The following is a 16573-nucleotide window of genomic DNA, read 5'->3' on the forward strand; positions in this document are numbered from 1 at the left end:
AGGTCAGGTGACGACGCTCGGCTCGCTGCGCCCCGTGCGTGCCGCGATTTCGGCAATCGTGTTGGCGGCCTCGGTCACATCGGCCAGCACCTCAGCCGTGGGCAGGTTGTGCCGTTCAATATTGGGTTCGAACCGCTCGAGATAGACGCGCAAGGTCGCACCCGAGGTGCCGGTGCCCGAGAGCCGGAACACGGCGCGGGCATCCTCGGCGAAGTGGATGCGGATACCCTGCTTCGGCGTCACCGATCCATCGACCGGATCCTTATAGGCAAAGTCATCGCAAGCCTGCACCGTCAGCCCGCCGAAGCGCTGGCCGGGAAGGCCCGAGAGCTTGGCGCGCAAGGCGTCCATCAATTCGTTGGCGGCTTCTGTGTTGAGTTCTTCGTAATCGTGGCGGGTATAGTAATCACGCCCGAAGGTCGCCCAGTGCTCGCGCACGATCTCGTCCGCCGGTTTTTTAAGAACGGCGAGGATGTTGAGCCACAAGAGCACCGCCCAAAGACCGTCCTTCTCGCGGATGTGGGCGGAGCCGGTGCCGGCGCTCTCCTCGCCGCAGATCGTGATCAATCCCGCATCGAGAAGATTGGCGAAGAACTTCCAGCCGGTCGGCGTCTCGAATGCGTTGATGTCGAGCTTCGCAGCCACGCGATCGGCAGCGCGGCTTGTGGGCATGGAGCGAGCGACACCCGAAAGGCCCTTCGCATAACCCGGCGCAAGATGCGCATGGCTCGTGAGGATCGCGAGACTATCGCTTGGGGTCACGAACAGGCCGGGCGCCACGATCATGTTACGGTCGCCGTCGCCGTCGGAAGCCGCGCCGAAATCCGGTGCGTCGGCTCCGAGCATCAGCTCCATCAGTTCATGGGCATGGACCGGGTTCGGATCGGGATGGTGGCCGCCGAAATCGGGCATGGGCTCGCCATTCACCACGGTGCCCTTGGGAGCGCCGAGACGGTCTTCCAGAATGGCTTTCGCGTACGGACCCGTGATCGCGCTCAAGGCATCGAAGCGCATGCGGAAGCCTGAGCGGAACAGCTCCGAGATTTGGCTGAAATCGATCAGCGTCTCCATCAGCTCCACGTAATCGGCGACGGGATCGATCACCTCGACGATGGTGCTGCCGATCTTGGTTTCGCCGATCCGGGCAAGATCGACATTCGGCGCATCGGAGATGTTGTATTCGGTGATAACGCTCGCGCGCTTGAACACGGCTTCCGTGAAGGATTCCGGCGCTGGCCCGCCATGGGACATGTTGAACTTGAGGCCGAAATCGCCGTCCGGTCCGCCAGGGTTATGGCTCGCGGAGAGAACGAGGCCGCCGATGGCCTTGTATTTGCGGATGACGCAGGAGGCTGCCGGTGTGGAGAGAAGACCCTTCTGGCCGACCAGGATGCGGCCGAAACCGTTGGCTGCCGCCATCTTCAAAGCGGTTTGAACCACTTCCTCGTTGAAGTAGCGCCCGTCGCCGCCGATCACGAGGGTCGAGCCGTCGCGGTTCTCCACGTTGTCGAAGATCGACTGGATGAAATTCTCGACATAGCGGGGCTGCTGGAAGACGGTGACCTTCTTTCGCAGGCCGGACGTGCCGGGGCGCTGATCGGAAAAAGGTGTGGTCGGAACGCGGGTCGTCACCATCTGGGTCTGTCACTTCCTTGGCTAGGCTTTGAGACGAGAAACGTCTGACGGGGCCATTCTAGGGCTCCGGCCATGAGATGCCACTGCCAGGATGAAGGCAAGATGAAGATTGGTAACTCTGTTGTAGCGAACGGAGGCTTCACGACGTTGCGTTAACGGAGATTGGGCTGAAGGGACCCTTCGGCTCAACTGGCCTGTGCGATGCCCCGGCAATGGAAGCCGATGGTGCGGGGCGCGCCATCGAGATAGTACTCGTCCAGGTTCTGGAAGGTGAAGCCGGCCTGCCGCAGCAGCTCCGCGACAGGGCGTGTGAGGTTGCATCCCACGGCCAACGAACGCCAGATCGGGTTCAGGCGGAATTGCCATCGCGCCACATCGGGCTCCGGCGAGAGGCCGTGCTCGAGAAACAGCATCCGGCCTTCGGGCTTGAGAACGCGCCGGATCTCCTTGAGCACCTGCAACGGATCATCGACGGAGCACAGCGTATATGTGACGACAGCGGTGTCGACCGAGTGATCCTCCAGTGGAAGCGCCTCGGCCGGTGCGCGGATGACCTCCAGCGGAACGAGGCTGGCCTCGCGCCGCTCTTCACCGAGCGAAAGGAAGGCCGCGTTCGGATCGACCCCGATAACTTTCGTTACCTGTTCGGGATTGTAGAACGGGAGGTTCAATCCCGACCCAATCCCGATTTCCAGCACGATGCCGTTCGCCAGCGGCACGATCCGCTCCCGCTCAGCTGAAATATCCTCCATCGAGCAAAGACAGCTCACGACTTTCGGCCCGATATAGCGAGAGTAGATGCCCACGATGATCTCCAAGGTTGAAAGGCGACGCTTGCTGCGCTCTGAGAGGATGTTGACGGTTCAACGATACATGCGAGGAGAGCCGCGCCAGCCGTAATAGACATCGAGCGGTTCGAGCCCGATGTCATGCAGCCCGCGCGCGTCGAGTTCGGAGAGTTCCTTGCGGGTTCTCTCGAGTGCCGCCGCCCGCCTCATCTGTGAAACGAAGTAACGGCCTGCCTTGGTGGCACAGACCAAAGCTGCGGGAGCAATCCAGGCATATTCAGATTGCTCTGAGTGATGCATCGATCCGGTTGCGTATGTCATGACATGCCTCCATGCGCATGAAATGCTATGGTGGATCGACCGGAGGCCGATCCGAGTGACGGGATCGGGTATTCGCCTTTTCCCATCGCAGAGGATGATGCGCGGGGAGAGCTTCGCCGTCCGTGATGCTGATCACACAGGATGGCTGGCGCCGATGAGGGAGAGTTTTCGATGGCCGATCCGCGCAACATGGCGCTCCTGCTGGCGGCCAATCCCTTTTTTGGCGGTCTCGGGCAGGAGGCGATTGACGCGATCGCCGTCCTCTGCGTGCCGCGCCATCTGGAGCGGGAGGAAGTTCTCTTTCTTAAAGGAGACGCGGGCGATGCGCTCTACGCCGTCAGGCGCGGGCAGGTTCGCATCGCCACGGGAAGCGCCGCGGGCCGCCGCCTGACGCTCAACCTTCTCGGCTCGGGCGATGTGTTCGGCGAGGTTGCGCTGCTCGATGGCCGGCCGAGGACGGCCGATGCCGTCGCTGTCGAGCCGACGGAACTCTACATGATCCATCGGCGAGATTTCATCGACCTTCTCGCGAAACAGCCGAAGGTCGCCGTGCGCATCATCGAATTTCTGTGCGAGCGCATCCGCTGGATGAGCGCGCAGATGGAGGAGCGTGCGCTCATGCCCCTGCAGACGCGCCTTGCCCATCGTCTCGTTGCCCTCAGCGAGGATTACGGAGCGGAGATTCATGTCAGCCAGGAGGAGCTTGCCGTTTTCGTGGGGGCGACCCGCGAGAGCGTCAACCGCCAGCTTCAGACATGGCGGCGGGAGGGCGTAATCGAACTCAGCCGAAACCGCATCCGCCTGATCCAGCCGAGAGGTCTCGGCATATCCGTGAGCGCGGAGCCCGACGGCGAGGCGATGTGATCCAAATCACAGATCTTGCCGCGCAATCGGCAGCAAGGTGTGGCCACGGTCCCGTAACGGAGAATGACCATGGCTCTCTACCGCTCCAACCTGCCGCAACTGTCCGGGCGGGAATTCCTGACTGACGGCGGGCTCGAGACGACGCTCGTCTTTCAAAACGGAATCGAGCTGCCGTGCTTCGCCGCCTTTCCGCTCGTCATGAGCAGGGAAGGGCGAGATACATTACGGTCATATTTCCATCCCTATCTCGAATTGGCAAAAGCGAGACAGCTCGGCTTCGTTCTCGACACGGCCACGTGGCGTGCCAATGCCGATTGGGGTGCAAAGCTCGGCTATTCCTCTTCCGATCTCAACGAAGTAAGGCATGCCGCCGTCGCCTTCGCGCAGGAACTGCGCTGGGATTACGCGACATCCTTGACGCCAGTCGTCATCAACGGTGTCCTAGGACCACGCGGCGATGGCTACAGGGCGGATGACCACATGAGCGCGGAAGAGGCGCGCAACTACCACGCGCCCGAGATTGATGATTACCGCGATGCCGGTGCCGACATGGTGAGCGCCATCACCATGACCTATCCGGAAGAGGCCATCGGAATCGTCAGGGCGGCTCAGGACAGCCAGATGCCGGTGGTGATCTCCTTCACCCTGGAAACAGACGGTCGCCTGCCCTCCGGCAATACGCTGCAGGAGGCTATCCTGCAGGTGGATGCCAAGACCGGATCCGGGCCTGCCTATTACATGATCAACTGCGCTCACCCGACGCATTTCGATGATGTTCTTTCAATGCGCTCAGGATGGCTCGATCGCATCCGGGGTTTACGCGCAAACGCATCGTCCCTCAGCCATGCCGAACTCGACGCGGCAACCGAGCTCGATGCGGGTGATCCGACCGATCTTGGTCAGCGCTACAGATCGCTTCGCGAGCGACTTCCGAAGCTCAGCGTCATCGKAGGCTGCTGCGGTACAGATCATCGGCACATCGCCGCGATCTGCGAAGCCTGTGCGATAGATGAAACGGCATCCATGCCTTGGACGGCGAGGCGAATGAACGAATTCAGGAACGGTCGACGTGCTGCATCGTGAGTGATCAGTGTATGCATGAACATAGTTGCATAGATACCTCTTAAGAGATGTCGGCTCTCAGAATAGTTGAGAGCCTCATGCAACCGAGCATACTATGGTCTTTGAAGAAAAACTCACGAGCAAGGCATAAGTCCGGGGCGTCTTGAGTACGAAAAGCCTCCCGCCAAGGCAGCCGAACGTTTGAACAATGGATCTCAGCCATGTCACAACGTTTTACAGCTGCGCTCGGACGGATTTGGCATGTGGACATTCAAAGTCCGCATCTTCTCCGTGGCCTGAATCTCGTCGCAATCCTGATGGCTTTCTTCCTTGCCGCTTCCAGTCCGCTTCAGGCTGAGCAGGCTGCACGCAAGGTCCTTCATATCGACTCCTATCACAAAGGAAACGAGTGGAACGACCGCATCGTGGAAGCCTTGCGTTGGACACTCCATAATAGGGGAGTGGAGGTGCGCGTCTTTCACATGGATACGAAAAGGCGCTCCTCGGAAGAGGAGGTGCGGGCTTCGGCTCTCGAGGCCATGCGGCAGGTCGAAGCTTTCAAGCCCGATGTGGTGACGGTCAACGACGATCCTGCGGCGCAGTTCTTCATCATGCCCTACCTGCACGATGTCGACATGCCCGTGGTCTTCTGCGGATTGAACTGGGATGCTGCCGCCTATGGCCTGCCATACCGCAATACGACGGGGATGGTGGAAGTGTCGCCCATCCCACAGATCGTTCAACTTCTGCGTCGCTATGCCCACGGCACGCGGATCGGGTTCCTGTCCGAGGATACGGAGGTGAAGCGCAAGGAGATCTCCTATCACGAGCGCCTCTTCGGAATCACTTACGAGAAGACATACTTCGTGAAATCCTACGCCGAATGGAGCGAGGCTTTCCTGCGGGCGCAGCAGGAGGTCGACATGCTTCTGATCCTCGGCGTCGGCGCGCTGCAGGATTGGGATATCGAGGCCGCCAAGCGCCTTGCGGAGCACAAGACGACAATCCCGACCGGAACCGATTTCGAATGGCTCACGTCCGTCAGCCTCGTGGGTGTCGTCAAGAGCCCGGAGGAGCAGGGCCGGTGGGCGGCACAGGCGGCTTTGCGCATTCTCGACGGCGTGCAGCCGAGTGCGATCCCACTCTCTTACAATCGGGATGGCGAGCTGTTCTTCAATGCGCGGATCGCCAAAACGCTCGGCATCAAGCAATCGCCCCCTCTTGCCCGAGCCGTTCCATGACGATGTTCAAGAATAAACGAGCGGCCAAGGACGGCAGGCGCAAGCGCTCCATTACACTCAAGACGCTGCGCACGATCGCCGTCCGGATCAGCCTTGTCGTCGCCGTCGCAACGGTCCTGAGCTATTGGCATGTTCGTTCCGGTTTCGAAGAGCAGGCCACCGAGAGCCTGAACCGATATGTGGAGCAGCGGCGCGTTCGCGAAAGCGCCATTTTCAATCTGGCGAGCAGCAACGTCAAAACCTTCTCCGATGCTTTCATTCGGGAACTGAGCCAGCTCGATCCGCAAGGGGCCGAGCAGCGCTTCGCCAGCCTCTTCGAAACACGCCCCGACGGCACCTTGAGGCTGACTGAAGACGTGTACCGCACTTACGGTGTGACGGGCTTCATCGGAAAGCACGTGACGGCGGATCGTGACCTGAAGCGCCGTCTGGTCGCGGCCTTCGATCTCATCACGCAATTCGGCCCTGCCTGGCAAAGCCAATTCGCCAATCTTTACGTGGTCACGCCGGAAGGCGCGGTGATCATGTATTGGCCAGGGCAGCCCTGGGCCCTGCGCGCCGAGGATTGGGAAATCGCCGGAAAACTCAACCTTCTCTCGGACAAGAAGGGCGAGATATTCGTCACCGGCACAATGCACACGCCTGCGCAGGAAAAATGGTCGGGGCTCTATTTCGACTACGGCATCAATGACTGGATGGTTTCGGTCACGCGTCCGGCCGTAGCCGATAATCGCCAGCTTCTCCAGATTGGGCAGGACATCCTGGTGCATGATCTGATCGGTCGAGCGGCCAGCGCGGATCTGGGAGGAACTTACAACGTCCTCTTCTCGGAGGATGGGCAGATCATCGCCCATCCGCAATTCATGGATGCAATCCAGGCCCGTAGCGGCTCTCTCCCCGTCTCGGAAACAGGCGATGCGCATCTGGAGAAGATCCACCAGATGGTTCTCAACCGCTCGCCTGAGCAGAGCGTCGTCCGCAATCAGGATTTCAACGAGATCGTTGCCGTCACGCGCCTAAGTGGGCCGCAATGGACCCTTGCGACTATCTACCCGCTGGCGCTTGCATCCCAGAGCGCTTGGCAGACGGCGCGGCTCATCTTCGCCATGGGCGCGGTCGCGCTCGTTCTGGAAATTCTCATCCTCAGCTCGACCCTCAGAAGCCAGATCGCTGTCCCTTTGCGCCAGCTGGTGCGCGCGACAGGCTCAGTCGCGGAAGGGCACTTCAAGACCCATCTCGATCTTCAACGCAAGGACGAGATCGGAGAACTCGCGGAAGCCTTCACCACCATGGCGCGGCAGATCGATGCCCGCGAGACTGCTCTCAGCGAGAGGGGAGAAAGCCTCTCCAAGCTCAACCAGCAACTGGAATATGAACTCGCCGAGCGTGAGCGCGCCGAAAAAGAGCTGGCCCGGCACCGTGAGCTGAATGCGCTTCTCGATACGATCGATTACGGCATTCTCTTCCTCAGCGCCGAGCTGAAAATCCGTTTGGCCAATCGGGCTTACAAGGAATTGTGGGAGGTGCCGGATTCGCTGGTCACCAAGGGCACGCCGATCCGCGATCTCATGGCTCACCACTGCCGTGTGATGGGTGTCGACCGGGTCTTCGAGGAGGAGGCGCTCGAGCGAGCACTGAGCGGCATCAGCTGCTGCGAGCAGTCGAGTGTCGAGATCTCTGCTCCCAATGGCCGGATCCTGCGCTACCATTGCGTCGCGCTGCCAGATGGCGGCCGGATGCTGACCTATGTCGATATCAGCGAGCAGAAGCACGCGCTCGAGGCCCTTGCCGCCGCCGAGCAACGCCAGCGCCGTCTTCTGGAGCTGGCTCCCTTCCCGCTCGTCGTCACGAGCCGCTCTGAGGGACGGATTCTCTACGCGAATGCCCGTGCTGCCGATTCCATCGGGGTGCGGCAGGAGGATATGCAGGGCACGCTGGCGCCGAATTATTATGCCAATCCGAATGATCGCGACAGAATTCTCGAGTGGCTTGCTCAGGAGGGACGCGTCCGCGACATCGAAGTTCTTCTCCAGCGTCCGAACGGCGAGCGCTTCTGGGCCCTGGTGAACGCCACTCTGGCGGATTACGGAACGACGCCGGCGCTACTCTTCTCCTTCAACGATATCTCGGACCTGAAGCAGCGCGAGGAGCAGCTGCGGCAAGCCAAGCGCGAAACGGAAGCTGCCCTTCGCGACCTCAACGCCGTTCTGGAGACGATCCAGTACGGCGTCCTGTTCCTGGATCCGGATTTCAAGGTTCGCCTCGCCAACCGCGCCTATCGGGAAATCTGGCAGATACCGGCTGACTTCTATGACCGGGTCCGCTCCCTCGACGAGGATATGGAGGAGAGCCGGGTCATCGGTGCCTACGACGTACCTGACGATGGATGGGAGGCCTATAAGGCCGGACGTCTCGAGGAGATCCGTGAGGGGAATATCGAGCCTCGCGAGATGCGGCTGAAGAACGGCAAGATCATCCAGTATCGCTGCATCGGTCTTCCCGATGGTGGCCGGATGCTGACCTATTTCGACATCACGGAGATCAAGCGCTTCGAGGAAGTTCTCGGGCGCCACTTGGCAGCCATGGAGGCAGCCATGGATGGCATGGCGATCCTCGATCCGGATTCGACATATCAATATATAAACGCGGCTCATCTCAAAATCTTCGGCTATGACGATCCCTCGGAGCTGAAAGGGAAAAGCTGGCGCTCGCTCTATGCCGATAATGAGCGGGAGCGTCTTGAAACCGATGCCATCCCGCAGGTGTTCAAGAGCGGGCGCTGGAGTGGCGAAGCGGTCGGGCTCAAGCGAGACGGCACCACATTCCCGCAGGATGTCTCGCTCACCCTAATCGGTGACGGCGGCCTCATCTGCGTCGTCCGCGACATCACCGAGCGGCATGCGCGCGACGAAGTCCTGCGGCTGGCCAAGGAACACGCGGAGGATGCGAGCCAGGCGAAGTCCCGCTTCCTCGCCAATGTGAGCCATGAGCTGCGCACACCGCTCAATGCGGTTCTGGGCTACACGGAGCTGCTGATCGACGGTCTCTATGGCTCCTTGCCCAACAAGGCGCATGGTGTTCTGACCCGTGTGCAGGTGAACGGAAGACATCTTCTTTCGCTCATCAACGACATTCTCGATCTATCGAAGATCGAGGCCGGTGAACTCAAGGTGGCCTCCGAATCCTACTCCGTGGCGGGGCTCCTCCATTCGGTCGTTTCCACGACGGAATCCCTCGCCAAGGCCAAAGGCCTCGCCCTGCGCACGTCGATTGCAGACGACCTTCCTTCCGGCATCGGCGACGAGCGGCGCCTGACGCAGGTTCTCGTCAATCTGGTCGGGAACGCGATCAAATTCACCGATGAAGGGTCTATCGATATCGTGGCCAAGCTGAACGATTGCAGGCTTCGGATCGAGATCACGGATACCGGCATCGGCATCTCGCCCAAGGACCAGGAGCTGATCTTCGAGGCCTTCCAGCAGGGTGCGAATGCCGTGGCCCACGGCAATAACGGAACCGGCCTGGGACTGGCCATCTCCAAGCGGATCGTCGATCTACATGGCGGCACGATCAGTGTGCGTTCGACCGTTGGAATGGGATCGACCTTTATCATTGATCTTCCCCTCCATATCAGTTCCGCGACGGAGGCGGCATGAGTCTCAAGCGCATCCTGATTGTGGAGGACACAGAAGATAATCGGCAGATCCTGCGCGATCTGCTGACCAATGCGGGCTTTGACATTGTCGAGGCCCATGATGGCGAAGCGGCGGTGGAAGCCGCATCCGAATTTCATCCCGACCTGATTCTGATGGACATCCAGCTTCCGATCATGAACGGCTATGAAGCCATCCGACGCATCAAGGCCGATACGAAGCTTCAGCTCATCCCGATCATTGCCGTCACGTCCTATGCCCTGTCCGAGGACAAGGAGAAGGCGCGGGCGGCAGGCTGTGACGGTTATGTCGCCAAACCCTTCAGCCCGCGCCAGCTCCTGGCCACTGTCCGTGAATTGTTGGAGGCTTGAGTTTCTTCATGCGTGAGCGCCCTCTCATTCTAGTGGTCGACGATGTGGAGGAGAACCTCGAAATCGTCACCGTGCGTCTCGAGGCTCAGGGGTATGAAATCGAGACCGCGAAGAACGGTCTCGAGGCGCTCGACAAAACCCGGCAACTCCTTCCAGACCTCATCCTTCTCGATATCATGATGCCAGGGATGGACGGCATCGAGGTCACGCGCCGCCTCAAGGCGGATGATGTTCTCCGCAGCATCCCGATCATCCTGCTGACCGCGAAATCGGGTGTTGAGGATGTGGTCACCGGGCTTGATGCAGGCGGCGACGATTATCTCACCAAGCCGTTCGAGCCCAACACGCTCGTGGCGCGGGTCAGATCGCTGCTGCGCATCAAGGCGCTCTACGACACTGTTCAGGCTCAGGCAGATCAGCTTGCCACTTTGAACAAGGATCTGGAGGCGCGCGTTGCCGCGCAGGTCGATGAACTCGACCGCGTGCGCGAACTGCGCCGTTTCCTCCCGCCCCAGGTCGCAAACATGATCGTATCGGGAGGAGGGCGGGCCGAGATCCTGCAGCATCATCGCCGGGAGATCGTTGTCCTGTTCTGTGATCTGCGGGGCTTCACGAGCTTTGCCGAGATCGCGGCTCCAGAGGAGGTGATGAACCTCATCAAGGCCTATCACCAATCCCTAGGGCCGCTGATCTACGAAGCCGAGGGGACCCTCGAACGATTTACCGGCGACGGCATGATGATCTTCTTCAACGATCCCATCCCGATGCCCGATCCTGCAGCGCGCGCCGTGCGCTTGGCGATGGCCATGCGCAATTCCGTTCACGAACTGTCAATGAACTGGCAGCTCCGGGGTTACTCCATCGGCTTTGGCATCGGCATCGCCCAGGGCTACGCGACCATGGGGCGGATCGGCTTCGAGGGACGGTTCGACTACGCGGCGATCGGAACTGTGACAAACCTTGCTGCCCGGCTCTGTTCCGAGGCGCGCAACGGACAGATCCTCGTCACGCAAAGAGTCGCAACGGAATGCGAAGAGGTTGCCGTGTCCTCGGCTCTCGGCGAGATGCAGCTGAAGGGCTTGAGCCGCCCTGTTCATATCTACAACATCGACGGCCCCACAGCCTGACGAGCCGAGTGGCGGTTCAGGGAGATATGGCGTGCCTGGAACGTTCGATCATCGAAGAGCCCGTCCTTTCGACTTCGCTGTCGGAGCGATAGATCAAAGGAACGCGCACAAGTTGCCGATAGGATGAAATGCGGCCGCCGGATGCCGTCTTGGCCAGGCGCACAAAGATCAAATCGAACTGGTCGGACCCTGTCCCGAAGTCGGGATCAGTGCTGTTCTCGTCCAGGAACGCAGGATAAGTGATCGACACTTCCAGGTCGGTTGGATCGTCCAACTGCTCGCGTGTCGGGCTTCTGCCCTGGTAGATCAGCTTTCCGTCCGACCAATCGCGCAGGTTTCCGGAAGTGCTGTAGTAGAACCCGGATGTGCCGTGTGGCGGCTTCGATGATCTTGAATAGACGGCAATGAATGTTTTCGAGGGTTCATGAAAAATGATCGAGCGAACATTCTCCAGAACATCCTCGCCGATGGCGGCACAGGTTCTGTTGCTCGTCACCCAGCGGTTGTCATCGAAGCGGGCGACGCTTTCATAGCTCGATCCCGTCCAGGCCTCCCATTCGAGTGGGTTGGAGATCGGCGCACGCAGCAGGCAATTGTAGCGCTCGGTCGGCTTCTGGCCGCGATACCACACGATGGTATAGGCATAGCCATCATGCTTGACGATGTTCGTTGCTGTAATGAACCCGGGCGGGTTGCGGTAACTGCTGCTGTATGGCTCGGGCGGACGAAGCACAAGGTGCTGGGGCGGATTGCCGAGATAGCTGAAACTCTTTCCGCCATCGTTGGAGATCAACGCCGCGATTCCGTTATACCAGCAAGCCGTGCGGTTCTTCCCATCAGCACAGGATTGGTTGTGGCGGTAGGGCATGTAGCTTGCGCTCGCAAGAGCGAAGATGCGCCCATCGGGCAGGGACATCATGGAATGAATCCAGGTCCGGTCGTCCAATTGATTGGGGTCGGGGTTGCCCGCTGCCGAAAAACGAATACGGCAATCCTTGCTCAAGGCCGAGAGAGAAGGGCCTTCGAACGCTCTCGCCTTGAAGTTCGGTGCAAACAGAACGAGCTGTCCGTCGCTGTTTCGAACGGCGCGGGTCGGCGCATCGGGCAGATCCGATCCATCGCACGCATCGCGGCGTGAATCGTACAGAATTGTTTCAAGCTGCTGCGGCGCACGCTCCAAAATCTGGGCGTTGGCGCCTGCACCCATGATGAGTGCAAACGCCGTGCCGAAAAATGCCTTCAGGAGCACGTTTCTCAGCCCTCGGCGATCTTCTGCAGGAACGCGGCCGGCTTGATGTTGTTCTTCTTCAGGAAGTCGATGTAAAGCGCAGCCCGCTCGCTTCTGATCTTGTCATAAGCAACAGGATCGAAGTTGATCATCTTCTTCAGTTTTGCCCGCGTCAAAGGAGCCGTGCATTCGCCCGCACGGATGAAGGGCACGCCGGTATTCTGGCAGAGCTCTTCCGTACGCGAGTCGATGGCGATCGTCAGGCCCATCTTCTCGGCTTGCAGTGCAAGGGCGACGCCATGGTAGCGAGAGCCAATCGTCAGGTCGAAGCGGCGCAGGGAATCCATCCAGGAAGGCACGTCATAGAACGAGCGTGCATAATTGATGCACCAGTTCTTGAATTCATCCCGGGTGTAATGGGGAACCGTATGGGCATGGATATTCGCGAGTACCTTCTCCTCAATGGTGTCGAACTCGCCGCGCGAAATCTTGATCATGTCGCCCATGGATTGAACGACGTATTGCCCAGGCGACATGGGATCCATCATCATGGAAATGAGCTGGTGCTCGATATCGCGCGTGCGGCCCCAGGCCTGGTGTCCACCGGCCACGGAGATCAGGCGCGGCAGAGGATTCGCGTTCCAGTTCTTCCAGATCTTCTCTCCCAGCTTGGGCTGCTGATTGGTGAAGAATGACGGGCAGCCGCCGGGGAGCGTATCGCCGATGCCAAGCTTATCGAGCTGTTCCGTCGTGTAGGTGCCGCGCGTGTAGATGTTGGGGGCGCTGGAGCCGGCCTGTTTGCGCAGAAGCTGCGCCCAGCGCAACGTGCCCTCGGACACCTGCACATCCGTCGCGGTATTGTCCGCCTGTGCTCCAAGGCCGATCGCCACGATAGGCAGGCCTGCGGTCTCCAGCCGGTCGGCCATGCTGCCGAGATCCGTGTGCGGGCCTAGCTGGTTCGCGCATGGGATGACAATAATGTCGGCTTCACGGCGCAGCGTATCGGGTGACGCATGCCAGGGGAAAAACTTTGTCTCGTTTCCGACATGAGATGCGATTGCGTGAACGAAGGCCAGGTTTCCGTTGTTGTGGCCGACGCCCTTGTACAGATCCTCGAAATTCATATTCGAGTACAATCCGAGATTTTCTTTCTGCCACAGAATTGCCGCGCGCATTATAATTCCTCAAAGCTTATGACTGCTGAAAGTATTTATCCCTACGCGCTTCATGATCTTTAATCGCGTGGTTTTTAAAAGTATGCCTACGATAATAATCGCCAGTCAACATAAGTATTTAGGTGTCTTTTGCTTGCTAGATCGCTGCAAAGACAATTGAAATTAGATCGAATATCGAAGTATCGACCCTTGCGGGCATTTGTTTCTCCCGCGCGAGACAAATTGGAATGACAGTGTGTCCTATGCAGCAGCCCGCTGCTGCAGGTTCTGCTCCCATGCGAGAGCATGCGAAATGATCATCTCAAGGTCATCGTACTTTGGAACCCAGCCGAGAAGATTTCGGATCTTGGTCGCGCCTGCAATCAGTGTCGCAGGATCGCCGGCTCGGCGTGGGGCCAGTCGCGCCTCGAAGTTAATGCCTGAAACCTGCTTAACCGCCTCGGCAACCTCAAGAACGGAATAGCCTTTTCCATATCCGCAATTCAACGAGAGACTAGTTCCGCCATTGCGAAGATAGTCCAAAGCAAGCAGGTGAGCATCGGCAAGATCAGAGACATGGATGTAGTCGCGCAGACATGTGCCGTCAGGCGTCGGATAATCCGTACCGTAGATATCGATATGGCTGCGCTCCCCGAGAGCCGCCTGCGTCGCAACCTTGATCAGATGTGTCGCCCTACGGCTGGACTGGCCGCTGCGGCCGAGCGGGTCCGCTCCGGCGACGTTGAAATACCGAAGCGCGACGTAACTGAAGGGATGCGCTGCGGCAACATCCCGCAGCATCAGCTCCGTCATGAGCTTCGAGGTCCCATAGGGCGAGACCGGATTAAGCGCCGTGGTCTCCGTGATCGTGGCCTCGGTCGCGTTTCCATAGACGGCCGCTGTCGACGAGAAGAGGAATCGCTTCACACCATTGGCGACGGCAGCGCTGATGAGGCTGCGCGATTTGACGGTGTTGTTCAGATAATAGCCAAGCGGATCCGTGACCGAATCCGGAACGACGATGGACCCGGCAAAGTGCGCAATGGCCTCGACGTCATGCCGTTTGATGATGTCGGCGACGAGGCTCTCGTCGCCACAATCCCCTTGAATGAAGCGGGCCGAGGGATGGACCATCCATTCGAACCCGGTTGAAAGATTGTCGAGGACGACAACCTCCTGCCCCGCATCGACGAGGGCAAGGACCATGTGGCTTCCGATATATCCGGCCCCGCCGGTCACGAGAACGCTCATATCATTTTCCTGAAAGAGATTAGCAAAGGAACAGCGAAGACTAAGCGGCTTTCAGCTGCACACCGGCCGGACGCTTCATCACATCGACCATCTTGGTGTCGACGCCGTTCTCGATCAGGAACTGGTGCATCTCACGATAAGTCGACCGATAGGCCCGGTTGAATTTGTCGAACAGCGATTGATCCCAATACTGTTCGAGGCTGAATTCCTTGCCGGAGAACACGTCGAAGCTCGGGATCTGGTAGGTCTCTGCGAACTCGACCGTCCTGCTGTCATAGGTGAAGTAGATGGAGGGAGTGCCATTGGCGAGGGCCATCAGGTTGCCGTGCAGGCGGTATCCGATGACAAGATCCTTCTGCTGCACGAGGTTCTCGTAATCGGCGACGACATCGGAATAGAACAGACGCTCCCGGTGCAGCTTCTCGATGGTCTCGTCCAGATACCAGTCGTTCACCCACTTGTTGGCGCGAAGTTCGGCAAAGGCTTCTTCACGCTGCTCGGGCGTTCCGGAGACGATCTTTTTTTCCTCTACCTCGCCCTGCGCCATTAAAACCACATCGAACCGGGCGGCCAAATCCTTCACGAGGTCGCGGTGGAATGTCAGGTACTGCTTGATGTTCTGAGCATAGGTAGGCGATACCTCACGGCGAAGCGTGATGCCTGCCGTCTTGATCTTGCTGAGTGGCGGAAGCTGGATGTTGAGATCGGGATTATTGCGCCGGAATGCCGTCGGGCATCCGACGATCCTGACATTCTTGATGCCGAGATCCCAAAGAACCTGGGCCGAGTATGTACCGCGAACGCCGATCGAGGTCGTCGAATCCGACATCAGGCGCAGCATGGTTTTCGTCTGCTCGGAGAGCTCAAGCTTGCCTTTGACCGGAGCCTGCGCACCGATGCCCCAGGCGATCACCGGGATCTTGAGCTTCTTGAGAACCTCGACAGCCCGCTCCCACTGCATGTCCTTATGGACATAGTTGGAGCCCCGGAGGAACACATAGTCGTATTCCGCATTGATGCGGTCGATATCGGCCATGTTGGGATTGGCGATTTCCAGGGCATCGAGTTTGTCGAAGTTCAGGAGCTTCAAAGACGAGTCGAAGACGAAGGCGTCGCCGATGTTGTGGTAATGGTTGATGCTGTTTTGAACGTCGCGGTAGTTGTACCAGCGGACATTGTCATGGTTATAGACCTCGCCGGAAGGGCTGATCACAAGAATGCGCTTCATGTCTGTTTGTCTCCGTCGCTGATGCGAAGTGGGATCATGCCGAAAGGGCAGCGGCGCGAACCGGCTTCGCCTTCGAGGTGGCGATGTCGCGGTAAAGGTCGAGATGCGCCTGGGCGCATTCCTGATAGCTGATGGGACGGCTGATCCCGGCACGCATGCGATCCCAAAGGGTCGGGTCGGAAAGAGCCTCGACCATCCGGTCGACGAGATCTTCCGAAGAGCCGACCCGGAAGTGAAGACCGTCGACGCCATCGGTGATCTTCTCGGCCATGCCGCCGATATTGCTGCAGATCATGGGCCGGCCGTGGAAGAAGGATTCTTGAATGACGATCGGCGAGTTTTCCCACCAGATCGAGGGAATGATCGTCCAGTCGATGGAACGCATGAGGCGCGGCATCTCGCTGTTCTGATAAGACCCATAGAAGCGCACCCGATTCCCCGCGCGCTCGACCAGCGTCTCGATTTTTTCCTGAAAGGCCTTGGGCTGTCGCTCGAGGTTTCCGCCGAAGATCATCAATTGCGCATCGTCACCCCAGACGGATTCCGGAATGCGCGTGACGGCGTCGAGAAGCACATCGACACCCTTGAACTGCGTGATCTGCCCGAAATAGGCGAAGCGGGACCGGCGGGCGGTGGAAGAGGGAAGGGTG

14 protein-coding genes are annotated in these 16573 nt (G+C 59.2%); 6 read left to right on the forward strand and 8 right to left on the reverse strand.

Annotated features, from left to right (window positions below):
• Positions 1–3: 3 nt before the first annotated feature.
• The 3 genes from ACXJKO_RS04925 to ACXJKO_RS04935 form a co-directional block, all read right to left on the reverse strand.
• Positions 4–1635, reverse strand: a complete 1632-nt coding sequence (locus ACXJKO_RS04925; protein WP_457089969.1) for an alpha-D-glucose phosphate-specific phosphoglucomutase — start codon at positions 1633–1635, stop codon at positions 4–6.
• Positions 1636–1820: 185 nt separating this feature from the next.
• The gene (locus ACXJKO_RS04930; protein ID WP_457089970.1) at positions 1821–2441 is read right to left on the reverse strand and encodes a class I SAM-dependent methyltransferase; all 621 of its coding nucleotides are present in this window, start codon (positions 2439–2441) and stop codon (positions 1821–1823) included.
• 57 nt (positions 2442–2498) lie between these two features.
• A complete protein-coding gene (locus tag ACXJKO_RS04935) occupies positions 2499–2744 on the reverse strand; it encodes a DUF1127 domain-containing protein (protein ID WP_457089971.1) in 246 nt (81 codons plus the stop codon).
• A 171-nt stretch (positions 2745–2915) separates the two neighbouring features.
• Here ACXJKO_RS04935 and ACXJKO_RS04940 point away from each other — a divergent pair, with 171 nt between their 5' ends.
• The 6 genes from ACXJKO_RS04940 (at position 2916) to ACXJKO_RS04965 (ending at position 11062) form a co-directional block, all read left to right on the forward strand.
• Positions 2916–3608 carry a Crp/Fnr family transcriptional regulator gene (locus tag ACXJKO_RS04940; protein ID WP_457089972.1) on the forward strand — a complete coding sequence of 231 codons (693 nt, stop codon included), beginning with the start codon at positions 2916–2918 and terminating at the stop codon, positions 3606–3608.
• A 69-nt stretch (positions 3609–3677) separates the two neighbouring features.
• Positions 3678–4691 carry a homocysteine S-methyltransferase family protein gene (locus ACXJKO_RS04945; protein ID WP_457089973.1) on the forward strand — a complete coding sequence of 338 codons (1014 nt, stop codon included), beginning with the start codon at positions 3678–3680 and terminating at the stop codon, positions 4689–4691.
• A gap of 200 nt (positions 4692–4891) precedes the next feature.
• Positions 4892–5911 carry an ABC transporter substrate-binding protein gene (locus ACXJKO_RS04950; protein ID WP_457089974.1) on the forward strand — a complete coding sequence of 340 codons (1020 nt, stop codon included), beginning with the start codon at positions 4892–4894 and terminating at the stop codon, positions 5909–5911.
• Complete coding sequence (locus ACXJKO_RS04955; RefSeq protein ID WP_457089975.1) at positions 5908–9567, forward strand: PAS-domain containing protein; 3660 nt, start codon at positions 5908–5910, stop codon at positions 9565–9567. The genes ACXJKO_RS04950 and ACXJKO_RS04955 overlap by 4 nt, the downstream gene beginning before the upstream one ends.
• Positions 9564–9935, forward strand: coding sequence for a response regulator (locus tag ACXJKO_RS04960; RefSeq protein WP_457089976.1), 372 nt, complete (start codon positions 9564–9566; stop codon positions 9933–9935). The genes ACXJKO_RS04955 and ACXJKO_RS04960 overlap by 4 nt, the downstream gene beginning before the upstream one ends.
• An 8-nt stretch (positions 9936–9943) precedes the next feature.
• A complete protein-coding gene (locus ACXJKO_RS04965) occupies positions 9944–11062 on the forward strand; it encodes a response regulator (protein WP_457089977.1) in 1119 nt (372 codons plus the stop codon).
• Between the two features lie 16 nt (positions 11063–11078).
• On the opposite strand, the gene ACXJKO_RS04970 is transcribed toward ACXJKO_RS04965, so the two are convergent.
• The 5 genes from ACXJKO_RS04970 to ACXJKO_RS04990 form a co-directional block, all read right to left on the reverse strand.
• A complete protein-coding gene (locus tag ACXJKO_RS04970) occupies positions 11079–12311 on the reverse strand; it encodes a hypothetical protein (RefSeq protein ID WP_457089978.1) in 1233 nt (410 codons plus the stop codon).
• A gap of 5 nt (positions 12312–12316) precedes the next feature.
• The gene (locus ACXJKO_RS04975) at positions 12317–13465 is read right to left on the reverse strand and encodes a polysaccharide pyruvyl transferase family protein (protein ID WP_457089979.1); all 1149 of its coding nucleotides are present in this window, start codon (positions 13463–13465) and stop codon (positions 12317–12319) included.
• Positions 13466–13705: 240 nt separating this feature from the next.
• A complete protein-coding gene (gene galE / locus ACXJKO_RS04980) occupies positions 13706–14695 on the reverse strand; it encodes a UDP-glucose 4-epimerase GalE (protein WP_457089980.1) in 990 nt (329 codons plus the stop codon).
• A 40-nt stretch (positions 14696–14735) separates the two neighbouring features.
• The gene (locus tag ACXJKO_RS04985) at positions 14736–15923 is read right to left on the reverse strand and encodes a polysaccharide pyruvyl transferase family protein (RefSeq protein WP_457089981.1); all 1188 of its coding nucleotides are present in this window, start codon (positions 15921–15923) and stop codon (positions 14736–14738) included.
• A gap of 34 nt (positions 15924–15957) precedes the next feature.
• Positions 15958–16573, reverse strand: a 616-nt coding sequence (locus tag ACXJKO_RS04990; RefSeq protein ID WP_457089982.1) for a glycosyltransferase, incomplete at its 5' end; no start/stop codon positions are given.

Source organism: Microvirga sp. P5_D2 (genome assembly GCF_054049475.1).

Bases quoted from the DNA above. Each gene is read 5' to 3' on its own strand.
- ACXJKO_RS04925 (WP_457089969.1), bottom strand. From the start codon at position 1,635: ATGGTGACGACCCGCGTTCCGACCACACCTTTTTCCGATCAGCGCCCC.
- ACXJKO_RS04935 (WP_457089971.1), bottom strand. From the start codon at position 2,744: ATGACATACGCAACCGGATCGATGCATCACTCAGAGCAATCTGAATAT.
- ACXJKO_RS04940 (WP_457089972.1), top strand. From the start codon at position 2,916: ATGGCCGATCCGCGCAACATGGCGCTCCTGCTGGCGGCCAATCCCTTT.
- ACXJKO_RS04950 (WP_457089974.1), top strand. From the start codon at position 4,892: ATGTCACAACGTTTTACAGCTGCGCTCGGACGGATTTGGCATGTGGAC.
- ACXJKO_RS04955 (WP_457089975.1), top strand. From the start codon at position 5,908: ATGACGATGTTCAAGAATAAACGAGCGGCCAAGGACGGCAGGCGCAAG.
- ACXJKO_RS04960 (WP_457089976.1), top strand. From the start codon at position 9,564: ATGAGTCTCAAGCGCATCCTGATTGTGGAGGACACAGAAGATAATCGG.
- ACXJKO_RS04965 (WP_457089977.1), top strand. From the start codon at position 9,944: ATGCGTGAGCGCCCTCTCATTCTAGTGGTCGACGATGTGGAGGAGAAC.
- ACXJKO_RS04975 (WP_457089979.1), bottom strand. From the start codon at position 13,465: ATGCGCGCGGCAATTCTGTGGCAGAAAGAAAATCTCGGATTGTACTCG.
- galE (WP_457089980.1), bottom strand. From the start codon at position 14,695: ATGAGCGTTCTCGTGACCGGCGGGGCCGGATATATCGGAAGCCACATG.
- ACXJKO_RS04985 (WP_457089981.1), bottom strand. From the start codon at position 15,923: ATGAAGCGCATTCTTGTGATCAGCCCTTCCGGCGAGGTCTATAACCAT.